Origin of the sequence: Paraburkholderia polaris, from assembly GCF_012927345.1 — a bacterium.
Taxonomy (GTDB): Bacteria; Pseudomonadota; Gammaproteobacteria; order Burkholderiales; family Burkholderiaceae; genus Paraburkholderia; species Paraburkholderia polaris.
In genome coordinates this window covers 102,253-116,339 of sequence record NZ_JABBGJ010000010.1, presented here as the reverse complement: position 1 = coordinate 116,339, position 14,087 = coordinate 102,253, and the positions used below count along the sequence as shown (strand labels likewise).

The window sequence follows — 14,087 nt, the reverse complement described above, 5'->3', positions numbered from 1 at the left end:
AGCCGTCTACAGGTTCACGTGTTCCCGCCGCATGTTTGATCGAATCAGCTAGGCAACTGCACTGAACTGCTGCCGATCGAGAGACACAGTTTCAACAATGACCCCAAATTCCGAAAACAAATCCGGATAGTGCTGTCGCAAATGTTGGGTAACAGAATCGTTCTTCAACAGCTTCGCAAGATATCCCTTTGCAAGCACGAGATTCAGTACATCCTGACCGTACGTCTGCTCAACTAGCTTGTATTGCCCCTGCAGATTACCCATCTCCCTCTCCATTTTTGCCATCTGCTCAGGGTTGATTCCAGCAAGTCTGGTAGGCTTTTTCCCTTCAACAAGTAGCGCAATAGGCGTCGCTACCAAAAGTGCCTCCGCGTACGCCACGGTGACGTTGTTGGCTGCAACCATTAGCTCGACGCACTCAACCTGCCGCGTTGGCTTCATTTTGCGAAGCACTCGAGAAAGGTCCGACGAGAACTGCCTGTCTCCAAGTAGTTCGGCGGCCTCGGTGCATATTCCGTTGAGAAGAGACAGTCTTTTCAAAATCGAGGTTACATCGATGGCAAGCGCTTTCGCCAGTCGTTCCGGCGAAATGCCGCGATCGACTGCACGACGGATCATTATGTGTTCCTGTATCGTCGAAAGTCTGTTCACCCTGTTGTTGTACGTGTAACTTTCGTCGTCAGTGGCGACAAGGCACACTGCTTCCACTTGTCTCAGATCCTGTATCGCGAGAAGTCGCACATGCCCGTCCAGCAGAATATAGTTTCCGGTAGTCTGATCCATTGCACTGACGGAAAGTGGCTCAATGAGTCCGATTTCCTCGATGGAAGACCGCACCTGTCGGAATTTCCGCGAATCGAAGATCGTCGAGGGTAGTCGACGCGACGGCAGAATATGATCGAGCGCTATCGACAATGGCTCAGGTATGAAAGCAAGGGTGACGCCAGTCATACCGAATTCCCTCCTGACCAGACTCGCTCAGCCAGATATTTTGGGAGCGTTGCGAGACCCTCTGCGCGGAGCAAGTTGACAAAGTTCTCATCAGCGAGCAACTGTTTAAGCGCGCCAACGACAAACATGAGCCTTTGGTGCGCGAATTCAGCTTTTCTCACCATAGCCTTCTGACGCGCTACTTCGTTCTGGTAGGTTCGAACAAGACTTGACGGTGTTACGTCTGAGGTCTTACGAGACATGACGCGACTGGCGGAGCGTCCAAGTGTCTTGCGTCGATCGATAACGCGGCGCGCATCCATTAATGCCCTGCCTCGCAATTTTCCTGATTCGTATGCATCTTGAAGCGCGGCCTGTACGGCGGCGTCATCATCACCTGCGCCCACAATTGTGAGCGCCGCATTTAGCGGAATCAAACCTTTCTCGACAGCGACGACCAGTCGTTCCTCGCCTTGGTGGAGCAGGGAAAGGATACCGGTCAAGTAGTGAGGGTTAAGACCTGTTTTCTCGGCAATCGATTTCGGCGTATATCCTCGCTCCTGCAATTGCCGTATTCCGGTGAGGAGTTCAAGCGGTCGGCATGTGCGCCGCGCAATGTTCTCGGCGAGGCTCATGATGAACGCGTCCTCGTCGCTGACATCCACGACTAGCGCGGGTATGTTCGCTTCGCCCAGCGACTTAAAAGCCTTCAGGCGGCCCTCGCCGCAGACGAGCAGGTACTTTTCGGTGCCGTCGCTCGCTAAACGTTTTGTGACCTTGATAGGCTTCTTTAAACCAATCGTCTTGATGTTGACCACGATGTCGTTGAACACCCGACTGTTGCGTTCTCGAGAATTGATGACCTCGATCTTGTTGACTGGAACCATCTGCACTTGGCCGACTTGCTGAATCTGGTTCATGCTACTCTCCGCAAGCGCGCTCTTTCGGCCATTCCGTATAGATAGTCAAGCGTATCAAAGCGATAGCATTCGAACTCCGTCGGATTCTGGTCAGCGAGGTTGATTCGTCGTTGGTCAAAGTCCAGTCGCGGCAGCAGGTAGTAATCTAGTGTGTCGGTGTTCGCGTGCGATAGTCTTACCGCCACCGTAATGTCGGGCAACAGGCTTGTATCGAATCTTATTTTCCAGTGGTTTCTCCCGTTGTCGTGCGCCTGGCATCGGGCCAGAACTATGCAGGCCGTAAACTCTCTGTTGATGCTCAGCAAATCCGTCGCTGGATCACGTAGAACGCAGCCACCAAGGTCCACAATTTTCGTTTCAGTCTGAGCTACGATCTCTGGATGAAGCTTGCGGAGGAAACGGTTTGTCTCGATATAGCGATAATCGCGCCCGGGTGTGAACCCTACGGTCTGGTATGCGCGAATCAGACTACCAAATCGATACATGTAGACGGAGCTGGATGGCATGCCGTCCGTCTCGTCGATGACCAAGCCAGACAGGAAGCCCCTATTGCGATAGAGGTTGCGCAGGCGCTCAATGAGCTCCTCATTCGAATAGCGTCGAGCCCTTGCGCGCATGATGCCCTGCGCCGTGTAGAACGCTTCGCTGGGTATGATTGACTGAAACGCGCCCTCCTTGCGAATCCACATGTCAGGTGGGTTCACTACACGCATCTTTTTGAGCTTGAACGAGACACGGTTATACACGTTGTTGCCGATGTATTTCTCGTTGGTCAGTACCTCGCGAACAGTTGACCTCGTCCAGTTGCGATCAAGATCCGTCCGGACCGACATGTTATTCAGACGGGCTGCGATCTCGTATTCGTTGAGAGACTCTTCAATGAACCAGTTGTAGATGAGGTTTACGATCCGAGTTTCGCTTTCGGGCCCCGGCACCAATACGACACGATCGGTTTGCAGGCTTTTATGTTCGCCTCGTTGCAATTCGCTTTTCATAATCCCGTGCTGGTCGATTAGCACGCGGCGAAGTCCGTATCCGGCGGGCCCTCCTTGCCGGAACCCAAGTTCAATCAGGCGGCACTGCCCGGCGAATACCTTGGCTGAAAGTTCACGGCTGTACTCACCAGCCATCGCGCGCTTCACTCCTTTTACGATAGTGGAAACAGGCGAGCCGTCGTTTTCGAACTGCTCAGCACAATACGCAACCTGGATTCCGACGCGCCGGCAAACATACTCGTAGTACGCACTTTCATCCGCGTCCTGGAATCTTCCCCATCGACTGACGTCATAGACGAGGATTACGCGAAAATCAGCGTTTCCACTTTCGACATCGTTAATCAGCTGCTGGAGTGCTTGGCGTCCATCAATACGCAAACCACTCTTCCCCTCGTCCGCATACGTGCGAACGATTGTGAAACCGCGACGTGCTGCGTAGTCGCTAATCCTGTCTCTCTGGTTCTGGGTTGAGTATTGCTGATGCTCGGTTGACATTCGAACATATTGCGCTGCTCGCACCGCGGGAGCCTGCAAGACGATTGCATCGCTTGTGTGATCGAGTGACACGGTTTCGCTCCAGCCAGCGTCTCGTTCATGCTCCGTCTCAGTGCGTCGCTAAGCACTGGACGTCTATTTGCCAGTTGCGGTCGTACTTCGCATAGAACGCTGTGAGGTCGGCGCGGGTACAAGTCAAAGATAGCAGTCTCGACAATAAAATCGATCACGTCATCTCTTTGCAATTGTCGTCTGACGACCTGCTTAGCGTTGACAGCACGGAGATGTGGACGACGAACGCGTTCATCTTTGCAAGGTCGGTCTCAAGCGCGCTTCGCAGGATATAAAAGCCCGAAGACACCGCGGCTTTGAGTTGCGACCCGTCCATGTTTGCAAACTTGTTAGGCAAATGCCTATTCCGGCCCCGCTGCAGGGCGCAATTACGTGCTCGATAGCTCGGGTGAGTTGCGCGGTAATGGCGCCAATAGTCGGGGTGGCGGGCGCGCCAGTTTGCTTGCGCCCGCGCCTGGTTATCGCGATAGTCCGGATCGATGCGCAATTGCTTTCGTTGCCAGCGCCGCCGCCGTTCGCGCTGGCATTCAGCAGCGGAACAGAAGTGCTGATTCGGCACATGTGGCAAGGGAGGAAAAAGGTTACCGCAGGCGAGACAACGGCGAACGCTATTCATCACGCACTCCATTAATGGGGTAGCGATTCGGAGCACGTTGGCAGCCGGCGTCCATCTCCCCGATCGTGCGCGTACGTCAATGCAGGCCGGAAATGGAGCCACGGCGTCGCGATATGGGGCCGGTCCAGTTTACCTAAATTGCGTTGCGACCTGCAGCAGGGTTCTTCCGATGGGTCTCGCGGACCATCAGGTCGCAGCGACGCTTGGCGGCTCAATCTGTCCCTAAACCGCGAGTCTTCACAGCGATGAACTTGAGCAGCTATAGGCGGGTGCAAAAAATACACTGGGGAATGCCGAATGCGACGCTGGCAAGGCTTTTCGACGACGTGTCGGAAATTTTCAATAATTGCGGCACAGCCGCCGTTTTTTTTCATTTTCTTTGGCAGAGAGGGGTCTGAGTCATGTCAGGTTTTTTGAAATAACCCTTAATTTTCAACATAGGGTTTTTCACATAATGTGACACTCGACATAACACAACGCATTTCGTCTAACGCGGGGGAAGCCGACAAGGCAGGCGAAGCGCTTCCGCCGTAGCTGGATTGGGTGGCATTTGTGAACGTCTTCAGCGAGTCGATCGCTTGCATATCGGCTGCACCGTGTTGTTGCGCAGTGTCCGCCGTTGCGCTCAACAACTGCTGACCTGCGGTCAACTGACCGCGCGCCTCGGTGGCGTCGAGTTGCTCACCGCTCGCAGCCGGACGGCCAAACGTGCTGATGTAGAGCCCTTTCTGGGAGCGGATCGCGCCGTAGGCGTCGGTGGCAAGTTCGAAGCCCGTGCCGCGGAATGCGCCACGCGTGTTGTCGGTTTGCGAGACCAGATAGCCGAGATTCAACTGTGCTGCGGTTTGCGTGCTGTAAAGCTGCGCGCGATTCTGACCGGTGGAATCGTCGAGCACTAGCTGGTTATACCCCGAGCCTTTATGTTCCTTTGACTTATAGCCGGACAGCTGGCCCTGCGTGTGCCACTGCGGCGAGCTTGCGGAGTTATAGACGCGGCCTGTAATGAGCGGCCGGTCAGGATCGCCGTCAATGTACGTGATGATGACTTCCTGACCGATGCGCGGCACGAAGACGCCGCCCCAGTTGCTGCCGGCATTCGGGTATGACACGCGCACCCAGCAGGATGCCTTTTCGTCACCGCTATTGATCCGGTCCCAGTGCATGCGGACCTTCACGCGATTCAACGAGTCCGTAAAGACTTCTTCACCCGAGGGACCGACGACCGTTGCGGTCTGCGTCGGCATGACGGGTTTGTGATGGTCCAACGGACTGCGAAACGGAATGCTGCGCCGCTGAGCCTCAATGGTCGCCATGAAAAAGCCGGTGCTGCCGTCGCCGCTCGGAATCAGCGCGGACGGCTGCACTGGGCCGAAATTGGCGCGTGTCGTGTTGACCTTAGTCTGGAGGCTATGCGGAAAATCGGCACCGCTACGTGATACCGGCAGATTGTTCTCGATAACCCAATCCACTGCTAGCACGGCGAATTGCCGCTCTTGCTCGTTGCCGCCTGAATGATCCGGATGATCGACAAGTTCAAACCACTGCCCTGCATCGATCCGCCTCACTGCGCCTACGCCATAGAAACGCTTTGCGCGCGACTCCCACTCCTCCATGCGGATCTTCGAAAGCGCGTCGCCACGGTCCTGCTCGCGATACGTGTACGCACCGGAATATTCGTAGACTTCCGCTTGCGAAGGCAATGAACCCTGATTGCCGACCGTCGGGATATTGGTGCCTTTCGCATATTGCGGCGATTTATAGTCGAATGTACTCGTGACAAGCGAGGTGCTTTGCAGCGTCCGGGTACCGGACCATTGAACGAGCGCGTCGGTTTCGCTGTTAGTGCCCGCCCGATAGAACGCCACGCTTTGCGGTGACGCAGATTTGAACGAATCCAGATTGTCCGTCACCACCAACTTGTGCGATTGTCCGTCGTCGGCCTGTTCAAAATAGCTGTACCAGCCTTCAGCTTCCATCAAACGACTGACGAAATTCCAGTCGTCTTCGTACTGAATGCAGAATGACCGCGGCTGAAGCGGCTTATTCAGCGCAAAGCGAAATGCGCCTTGGGCTTGAGGATGCTGATTGAATACGTCAGTAATGATTTCATCAACCGTGACGTCCTGCCAGATGCGCGCATCACGTCTGAACCGCAGAAAATGCAACCAGCATGCAAATGCGACTTGATAGCTGGTCAGCCCGCCATCCGAGCCGAGCCGGCGAGCGGTGTGAACGAAGCCGTGCACTGGCCGATACGATTTGTCGGTTTGCTGCATCCATAGCGTAACGGGCTGCGCGATAAGCCGTTTAAGTTCGATGTTTTCGTCTGTAGACGCGACGTCGACGGTGAATGCGTAATCGCGGCCTATGCGGCTGTTTCCAACCACTCGCTGGACGAGCAATGCATTCGCACCGATAGGCGTATCCAGTTTGAGCAAACGCTCATTCTGGAATATTCCCGAACGAATTTGTTCGATTAGGTCAGCTGCGCCCATTTTTTGCACCCCGTCTTGTCACGTATTGGTTCTAGCCCGCAGATTCTAAGTCTGATGATAGCGCGTGGTAAACATTCCCTTTGAATGTAGCTATCCGTTCCTGTTAAAGGCGGCGGCGACCGGAAATACATTCCGATCAAATTGTTAAATTCTTGAAATCGGAAATATTTTCTTGAGAACGTGCGCGTTACTGTAAACGTCTCCCAATTAGCAAGATGAGATTCGTGACAATGAGTTTGCCCTCGTAAAACAAATCCCTTGCTGAACAGATAAACTCAAGCAAGGAGCTGGCGATGACCGGCAAGGCAAAGCGGACAAAGTACGCGCTCGAATTCAAGCTAAAAGCGATACGGCGGGTCAAAGAAAAGCAAAGTATGGCGGCAGTGGTGAGGCATTTGTTGAAATAACTTCGGCAGGACTTATCGTCCATTTTGGAAGCGACCACGAATGACCGAAAGTGGCCGCGCCCAGTCTCCCTCGGCTCGTCGCTCCACTGGTTCCAGTTCCTTTAGCGAAAGAAGGTCAGATAGTTCGGCCGGGGAAAGACGCTACACTTTCTTTTCGAGTTTTCAACATCCGCATGGCGCTTGTGCCCATTAAGCCGTTCCGGCGCTTAAGTATCTCGCCACCCGCCGATCGATCGAGCTAACCTGATGAGGCAAGACATTTAATCGCCGCAAAAGCATAAGCGATCGACGGGAGGCTTCGCAGCAGCGCTCGGTACCCTTCCGGATTCAGAAGCGGGAGTTTAAAACAGCCTTTTCAGTCAGACGCGAATGCAAAATCTCCAGACACTTTTCCTGTTCGTGTCGACGCATTTCATAGAATGACAGTGCGGCTCGACGCGGACTGGTACGCGCTTCATTCGGGCGGTTATACCGGATCGCCAGCAGAAAGCGCCCCCGGTTTACAAAAGCGATGTTCTCGTAAAGAATCGTGGTGCGACCCACCTTGCATCGATCGACATAGAAAACTGCGCGTGTCGTGAAATTCATGCTTACCAGGGCAGCCAGAGGTGCGAGGAAGACCATAAAAACATCGCCAAAACTCATGAATGGGTTCCCCTCTTCCGAGGGGGCTGAATGAAAGCTGAAACGACATCCGGATCGACTGCCCAGCTATTACGCGGGCGGATCAGCAATTTGCGGCAAACGCGCCGAAGTCAGGACTTTTTATTTACGGCGGCGGATCGCACGAAGATGGGAGCCGCGGCGATCACCGCAGGGGTTGTTGGCTTAGGGGGAATTGCCGTCGGATTGAGCGGTATGGCAATAGACACCACTGAAGAGGCGGACCTACTTGAATTCAACTTAGATCAAAAGCGTATCCGAGCCTGGGTATGGACTTCCGTATTTAAGGACGGTGACGAAGTAGAGGTTGTCGCGGAGGAGGCGGACGACGGGTGGCAAGGTTATGGAGTGCGACGCATTGACGACAAGATCGTTGCGTTGTACCCGCACTGTAGTCGCGGCCGATATGCTCACTACAAGGCGACGTTTGCTTGGCTCATCAAGATATTCGGAGCATTGTATGTTTTCATGTGGGTCCTGGGTATTGTCATGATGGCCCTGAGACGCGACATAGATTATTACTCGTTCGTCACTTACATGCTGATGGGGGGCTTGTCCGGGCTACTGGTGTTTGGATTCATCGCGCTAAGGATATCGAGCAAGATGATGGGTTTTGTACGTCTCGCGAAGGCATTTTTGATGGATTCGGCTGGAAAAACGTCAAGAGCATTGATCTCCCATCGATCACGAAGAAGGGGAAGAAGCCCGGCGACCCGGGGCCGTTGGGTGTGCTGTATTTCCGCTATTAACGGGTATTGATACAGCATCAATGCAGTCGACATGTCCTGACAGGCGGTCACGGCGGAAATTAAAACTATCAGGCGGTTGCAATGATGAAATGGACGGAGGCGTTAAAGAAGGCTCCCTATGCATTGCCAGCGCGACTCTGTCTCGCTGCCCTGCTTGTAAGCGCAATCAACTGGATTGTCAGCGGGAACAACTACATGTCCGCCGGCTCGTTGAACTGGCGCATGTCTGATCTAGTGCTGTTATTTCTGATCGGAAGTGCCACGTTTTTTCCTGTTTCATATTTATCCGCAGCCCGGATTCAGGCGGAGCATCCGCCGCTTTCCGCAAGACGGCGCTACATCCTGATGTTCGGCTCACTTGTTGTCGCGATCATCGTGTCAACGGTCATAAGATTGATTACTGTCTAAAAATGAGATCTAAATCGACGTTCCGCCTATGCATGGCACTGCTCATACTCTCAGCAGCGACCGCCGCGTGCTCAAAGAAAGAGACGCTGAAAGATACGATCGCGTGTCCTTCGGCGCAAGATGCAGCGGGTGCCTGGATCGATTATCAATCGACCATCTACGGCACTTATCAGGCGTTGGCGGATAATTACGTCAACGATAAGAAATGCAAAGTACTACAGCCGGCCTCAGTTCATGCAGGCGAAGAGCAACTCGTTAGCTTGCCTGACGGCGAAGTAAAAGTGCTCCGCCTAACTGAACTGCCAGCCGACCTTGGGTTTCAGAAAAATGAAGCCTATGTCGCTAAGGGCTGGCTTCAATAGACGTTAACTACTGCGCGGTTACGAACGTAGCAGGCGACGAGGGCGCACGGGGCTCGGCGGGCGGTTAGGGTTCGTAGTCTTGGCGAATGGACCGCCATACTTAAACTCCGCCCCACTCGATCTGCTCGAAGATCCGCTTCAGCTTCGCGCCCCTTGTCGCATTCAGCATCGCAGCATGTGCGACGCGGCCGGCCAGATGCGCGCGAAACTCCGAATGTCCCTCGCGATTCTGCGAACTTGGCCTGTGCCTCACACAATTCGTGAGCACCGCCTTCAGCGCATCGAACTCCGCCCGCACAAGATTCGGATGACTGTTCACCACAACCCCAGCGAGATGCTGTCTCGCACCCCGACGCATCACGCGAGTCTTCCTTAGATTGACCGCAAACCCTTCCTCAATAGCAATCGCCGCCACGCGAATCTCAAGCCGCTGAGCCATCCGCGCGAGATCGTCACCACCGGAAAACGCTAGGTCATCGGCATAGCGTGTATAGGTCGCGCCGAGAGATCGCGCCAGTCCGGCAAGCCTTATGTCGAGCCGAAAAGCACACAAATTCGCCAACGCAGGCGAAGTCGGCGCACCCTGCGGCAAATGCCGGTTCCGATACCGCTGCCGTTCCTGCCAATCGATCCTGTCCCGCACATCCCGCGCCAGCAGACGACCACTTGGAACCCGGTTGGTACACAGCGCAGTCAACGCCCGCGCAACCTCCAACGGATAACAGAAAGCACGTATCGTGGAGTAAACGCGCCCCTCGTGGACAGACGCAAAGAAATCCGTTAGATCGAAACGAATCACAACCGCCTTCCCGGCATGTGGCGCCGCGAATGTAACCGTATTCCGCCCACGTCGAAAACCATGCGCTGCATCGTGAGCAGGAACCCGATCGAGCAAACCGTGAAGCACTTTCCTCTGCAAAGCCCGCAAGCGCAATTTGGGCACTTCGACAATCCGACACCGCCCGTCGCGTTTCTCGACCACCTTGTACGAATAGTGATGAAGCGGTGTCGCCGCACTCTGCGCAGGCACACGCCAGCGATCAGCAAACCAGTCCAGTTCGTCCGGCTCGATTTCCAGCCACGCGGCCAGATTGCCGAGCGTCGGCAACTGCGGTAGCGCCGCGTCAGGCAACCATGGCGGAGGAGGCCGCTGAAAAGGAGGGCGAGTCAACACACGAACGACCCTCGGACGGTTCTCACCCCTCCACGCCGAGACAAAGCCGGTGTTCTCAGCAACAACCTTCGACAATTCTTTACTTTCGACGCTGTCCCACCGCGAGCCAAATCGCTTCGCGACCCTGCGCGCCAATCCATTCATCCAATCCGCGTGTTCCCCCAACACACGCGTCATCCGCTCGACCATCGCCGAGGCTTCGGGCGGCCCGGCCAGCATGGCGTCGGCGATCGCGTAGGTGACAAATTGCAGAGAAGATAACGGCATAGAGCAAAGGTAAGGGCGGGCCGGCCAGTCAACGCGTCTTGTGCTGCGTGAGCGCCGCTGCGCAAGGCGCAGATAACGCTCATGCGACGAACTGCGGAGGTCATTCTGATCCACGGGGTAGCCCCGTAGTGCCCGGAACGAATACTGCCCGTACCTTGGCAAGCTTGACCAGCCGTCCCGCGTGCCGAAGATAAGCGACGCGCCTAAGTGTTGTCAATGTATCTGCACTACGAATCAATTCTGCAATAAAGTGTTGTCGGGGCGCCTGATTGATGCAGAAGGCACGGTGACCGGCCGTCGACAATGTGCAGTAGCAAAATCAGCAACAGGCAAGGATACGGCCTACCATCGCGCAGACGGTATCCGATAAGTACGACAACGAATTCTGATTTGACTTTGCCGCAGCGACTACGTGCTTTGCTGCGCGGTCTCCACCTCTTTTACCTCGCCCGACCCAATCCGATCGAGAAATCAGTCGCTCGCGAGGCGCCCACGGTCCCAAGCGGTGAATAGCACCCGTAATCTCCGCATTTTCTGCGGAGAATAATCTGTGTCCGTAGGGAAAATAGCCCGGATCAGCGTCGCCATTCGGGGTGTTAAAAAAATCAGCAGCAGGGGGCCGCAGCACCTCGTACGAGCTAGCGGATTGACCACCGGATAAGTCACTCCACTTATCCACAGCCCCCTCTGGACAACTTTTGTACAAGCCCCCTGGCACCTTGTGGGCGAAACCTTGATAAATCCGCGATCTCGCCAGACCGCCCAAAAGTTTTCCCTGGCTCCTCCTCCCTGTTCGCCCACGCTCCGCAGGGTTATCGATTCCGCAGTCCCTTGATCCGTAAACGAAGATTCAAGTTATCCACAGCCAGGTGCGGTGCTTGTTAACTATTACTACGTATACATATACAAAGACTATAAAAACCAGAGAGGCATCCATGAAGCCCGCTACGTAAACATGCACAAAGCGGGCAAAACAAACAGAACCAAGCCAAAGCCATCAAACCAACGGCAAACAAATCTCCGTTAACAGCTCAGCAGGCGCAGTCTCCTTAGGGCTATTCAAATACTCCTCGAACACCGGCGCATCCGCCGCTTCCCGCCCCGACTGCACGAGCCACGTCCCATACAACCACTCATAAGCCGCACGCATATCGCTGTACGGCCCCTTGTGGCGCAACACCGCGTACTCACCGCCTTTCACATGCGCCACCGAAACCGGCGGACTCACCGTCACCGAAGCCTGCACCGGATGCGGCAACAACACCCCAGCCTTCGACCGCAACGCGTTCTCATCCACCACCCCCGGATCGTCGTAGTAAATCCCGATCATGCGCATCTGCCCCGCCAGCAAATTGTGTTTCGCCAACCAGCCGAACAACCCATCGAACGCCTTACCGATCTGCATATACGGTCCTACGTGATCTACCGACAAAACCTCAATCGGCTCAACGTGTCGAATCACCACTTCGCGCATCGCCATTTGATCGTCTCCTGAAAGCGCCGGACGAAACCGGCTATGTGTGCCCTGCTTGCGGTACTGCGCCGGCGGAACGCCGAACGCCGCGCGAAAGGTGCGAGAGAAAGACTGCAAACTGCTATAGCCCGAACGCTCGGCAATTTCCGCGATTGGCATCGAGCCATTCGCCAGATATCCCGCTGCGCGATGCAGTCGCAAGCGACGCACGGTCGTCGCGACCGTCTCGCCATACATCGCCTGATAGATGCGGTGCCAGTGATACGGCGACATACAGGCAATTTCCGCTAAACGATCGATATCCAGCGGTTCGTCGAGATGATCGTAAATATGGTCCAGCACGCGGCCCAGCCGAGTTTCGTAGCGAGCCCGATTGTCCGAATGGTTCATGAGTGTTGAGCTAACCGAGGGAAGATTGCCGAAGGGATGCGAACCAAAGTACCACGTCCCCATTTACCAAATCCTGCGAACTTCACACACTGCACGTAAACGGAGTTAAGCGCCCACTGACACAAACACCTCCGAACTTTGCCGAATTTCGATAACACCTCGAATAATGGCTCACTACCATCGGCTGAAGCCTGTCCGCCCATGCACCGCCAAGCCTTGCGGCGTCGAGCAAGCGGCAACATCAGGAGTGCCCGATGAAATCAGAGTCCAAAAGTCAGCACGTCGGTAAAGTCACGCATCACGAGTTGAAGCAAACACTCGGCACGTGGCAACTGTGGGGGATCGCGGTCGGTCTGGTCATTTCCGGCGAGTATTTTGGCTGGAGCTACGGCTGGGCGAGCGCCGGCACGCTTGGCTTTGTCATCACGGCGGTTTTTATCGCGGCGATGTACACCACATTCATTTTTAGTTTCACCGAGCTCACCACGTCGATTCCGCATGCGGGCGGCCCGTTCGCCTACGCGCGTCACGCCTTCGGCCCGACCGGCGGTTATCTGGCGGGCGCGGCAACATTAGTCGAATTCGTCTTTGCGCCGCCTGCGATTGCACTTGCGATCGGCGCCTATCTGCACGTGCAGTTTCCGGGGCTCGAGCCTAAACATGCGGCGATGGGCGCATATCTCGTCTTCATGGCGCTGAATATCGTCGGCGTGCAGATTGCCGCAGCCTTCGAGTTGTGTGTGACGCTGCTCGCGATTTTCGAATTGCTGGTGTTCATGGGCGTCGTTTCACCGGGATTCCAGTGGTCTAACTTCATGAAGGGCGGCTGGTCGGGCGCGGACACCTTCAGCATGGGCTCGTTCCACGGCATGTTCGCCGCGATTCCGTTCGCTATCTGGTTTTTCCTCGCGATTGAAGGCGTCGCGATGGCGGCCGAAGAAGCCAAGAATCCGAAGCGTTCGATTCCGATCGCTTACATCACCGGCATTCTCACGCTGGTCGTGCTCGCCGTCGGCGTAATGGTGTTTGCAGGCGCCGCCGGCGACTGGACCAAGCTGGCGAACATCAACGATCCGCTGCCGCAAGCCATGAAATTCATCGTCGGCGAACATAGCGGCTGGATGCATATGCTGGTGTGGCTCGGCCTGTTCGGGCTCGTCGCGTCATTTCACGGCATCATCCTCGGCTACTCACGTCAGATCTTCGCGCTGGCTCGCGCGGGTTATCTGCCGGAGTGGCTCTCGAAGGTGCATCCGCGCTTCAAGACGCCGCATCGCGCGATCATCGCGGGTGGCGTGGTCGGCATCGCCGCGATCTATAGCGACGAGCTGATCCAGTTCGGCGGTCAGACGCTGACGGCGAACATCGTGACGATGTCCGTATTTGGCGCTATCGTGATGTACATCATCAGCATGTTGTCGCTGTTCAAGCTGCGCCGCTCGGAACCGAACATGGAGCGCCCGTTCCGCGCACCGCTGTTTCCGTTCTTTCCGGCGTTCGCGCTGGTGGCCGCGGTGATTTGTCTGGGCACGATGGTTTACTTCAATTTTCTGGTGGCGATCGTGTTCGCGATCTTCCTCGCGCTGGGCTACGTCTACTTCCTGTTGACGCGCCATCAACGGGAAGCAGCGCCATCGGACGCTTTGCTCGAAGAATGACGGATCGAGCCG

At 55.4% G+C, this 14,087-nt stretch carries 12 protein-coding genes; 4 read left to right on the top strand and 8 right to left on the bottom strand.

Annotation, left to right across the window (positions count from 1 at the left end):
• Window positions 1-48: 48 nt before the first annotated feature.
• From HHL24_RS11340 to HHL24_RS11315, 6 genes are all read right to left on the bottom strand, one after another.
• Entirely contained in the window at window positions 49-951 is a 903-nt protein-coding gene (locus HHL24_RS11340) for a plasmid partitioning protein RepB C-terminal domain-containing protein (RefSeq protein ID WP_169485578.1), read from the bottom strand.
• Window positions 948-1,850 carry a ParB/RepB/Spo0J family partition protein gene (locus tag HHL24_RS11335; protein ID WP_169485577.1) on the bottom strand — a complete coding sequence of 301 codons (903 nt, stop codon included), beginning with the start codon at window positions 1,848-1,850 and terminating at the stop codon, window positions 948-950. The genes HHL24_RS11340 and HHL24_RS11335 overlap by 4 nt, the downstream gene beginning before the upstream one ends.
• Window positions 1,847-3,412, bottom strand: a complete 1,566-nt coding sequence (locus HHL24_RS11330; protein ID WP_169485576.1) for a recombinase family protein — start codon at window positions 3,410-3,412, stop codon at window positions 1,847-1,849. Before HHL24_RS11330 ends, HHL24_RS11335 begins: the two co-directional genes overlap by 4 nt.
• A gap of 154 nt (window positions 3,413-3,566) precedes the next feature.
• Window positions 3,567-4,028: a hypothetical protein gene (locus tag HHL24_RS11325; RefSeq protein ID WP_169485575.1), complete on the bottom strand. Its 462-nt coding sequence runs from the start codon at window positions 4,026-4,028 to the stop codon at window positions 3,567-3,569.
• A 425-nt stretch (window positions 4,029-4,453) separates the two neighbouring features.
• On the bottom strand, window positions 4,454-6,523 hold the full coding sequence (locus tag HHL24_RS11320) for a type VI secretion system Vgr family protein (protein WP_169485574.1): 2,070 nt from the start codon (window positions 6,521-6,523) through the stop codon (window positions 4,454-4,456).
• A 734-nt stretch (window positions 6,524-7,257) separates the two neighbouring features.
• On the bottom strand, window positions 7,258-7,575 hold the full coding sequence (locus tag HHL24_RS11315; protein ID WP_169485573.1) for a hypothetical protein: 318 nt from the start codon (window positions 7,573-7,575) through the stop codon (window positions 7,258-7,260).
• Between the two features lie 30 nt (window positions 7,576-7,605).
• On the opposite strand from HHL24_RS11315, the gene HHL24_RS11310 reads away from it, so the two are divergent.
• From HHL24_RS11310 to HHL24_RS11300, 3 genes are all read left to right on the top strand, one after another.
• A complete protein-coding gene (locus tag HHL24_RS11310; protein WP_407947493.1) occupies window positions 7,606-8,352 on the top strand; it encodes a putative type VI secretion system effector in 747 nt (248 codons plus the stop codon).
• A 71-nt stretch (window positions 8,353-8,423) separates the two neighbouring features.
• Window positions 8,424-8,750 (top strand): hypothetical protein, encoded by a 327-nt coding sequence (locus tag HHL24_RS11305; protein ID WP_169485572.1) that lies wholly within the window; start codon window positions 8,424-8,426, stop codon window positions 8,748-8,750.
• A gap of 32 nt (window positions 8,751-8,782) precedes the next feature.
• Window positions 8,783-9,112: a hypothetical protein gene (locus tag HHL24_RS11300; protein ID WP_169485571.1), complete on the top strand. Its 330-nt coding sequence runs from the start codon at window positions 8,783-8,785 to the stop codon at window positions 9,110-9,112.
• 100 nt (window positions 9,113-9,212) lie between these two features.
• On the opposite strand, the gene HHL24_RS11295 is transcribed toward HHL24_RS11300, so the two are convergent.
• Together HHL24_RS11295 and HHL24_RS11290 are read right to left on the bottom strand one after the other, a co-directional pair.
• On the bottom strand, window positions 9,213-10,430 hold the full coding sequence (locus HHL24_RS11295; protein ID WP_329606615.1) for a reverse transcriptase family protein: 1,218 nt from the start codon (window positions 10,428-10,430) through the stop codon (window positions 9,213-9,215).
• A 1,120-nt stretch (window positions 10,431-11,550) separates the two neighbouring features.
• Entirely contained in the window at window positions 11,551-12,417 is an 867-nt protein-coding gene (locus HHL24_RS11290; RefSeq protein WP_169485569.1) for an AraC family transcriptional regulator, read from the bottom strand.
• Between the two features lie 254 nt (window positions 12,418-12,671).
• Between HHL24_RS11290 and eat the strand changes: the two genes are divergently transcribed.
• Window positions 12,672-14,075 (top strand): ethanolamine permease, encoded by a 1,404-nt coding sequence (eat, locus tag HHL24_RS11285; RefSeq protein WP_169485568.1) that lies wholly within the window; start codon window positions 12,672-12,674, stop codon window positions 14,073-14,075.
• The last annotated feature ends 12 nt before the right edge of the window (window positions 14,076-14,087 follow it).

Coding starts and splice junctions, on each gene's coding strand:
- HHL24_RS11305 (WP_169485572.1), top strand. CDS start 8,424: ATGATGAAATGGACGGAGGCGTTAAAGAAGGCTCCCTATGCATTGCCA.
- HHL24_RS11315 (WP_169485573.1), bottom strand. CDS start 7,575: ATGAGTTTTGGCGATGTTTTTATGGTCTTCCTCGCACCTCTGGCTGCC.
- HHL24_RS11310 (WP_407947493.1), top strand. CDS start 7,606: ATGAAAGCTGAAACGACATCCGGATCGACTGCCCAGCTATTACGCGGG.
- HHL24_RS11320 (WP_169485574.1), bottom strand. CDS start 6,523: ATGGGCGCAGCTGACCTAATCGAACAAATTCGTTCGGGAATATTCCAG.
- HHL24_RS11295 (WP_329606615.1), bottom strand. CDS start 10,430: ATGAATGGATTGGCGCGCAGGGTCGCGAAGCGATTTGGCTCGCGGTGG.
- HHL24_RS11325 (WP_169485575.1), bottom strand. CDS start 4,028: ATGAATAGCGTTCGCCGTTGTCTCGCCTGCGGTAACCTTTTTCCTCCC.
- HHL24_RS11290 (WP_169485569.1), bottom strand. CDS start 12,417: ATGAACCATTCGGACAATCGGGCTCGCTACGAAACTCGGCTGGGCCGC.
- HHL24_RS11340 (WP_169485578.1), bottom strand. CDS start 951: ATGACTGGCGTCACCCTTGCTTTCATACCTGAGCCATTGTCGATAGCG.
- HHL24_RS11300 (WP_169485571.1), top strand. CDS start 8,783: ATGGCACTGCTCATACTCTCAGCAGCGACCGCCGCGTGCTCAAAGAAA.
- HHL24_RS11335 (WP_169485577.1), bottom strand. CDS start 1,850: ATGAACCAGATTCAGCAAGTCGGCCAAGTGCAGATGGTTCCAGTCAAC.
- eat (WP_169485568.1), top strand. CDS start 12,672: ATGAAATCAGAGTCCAAAAGTCAGCACGTCGGTAAAGTCACGCATCAC.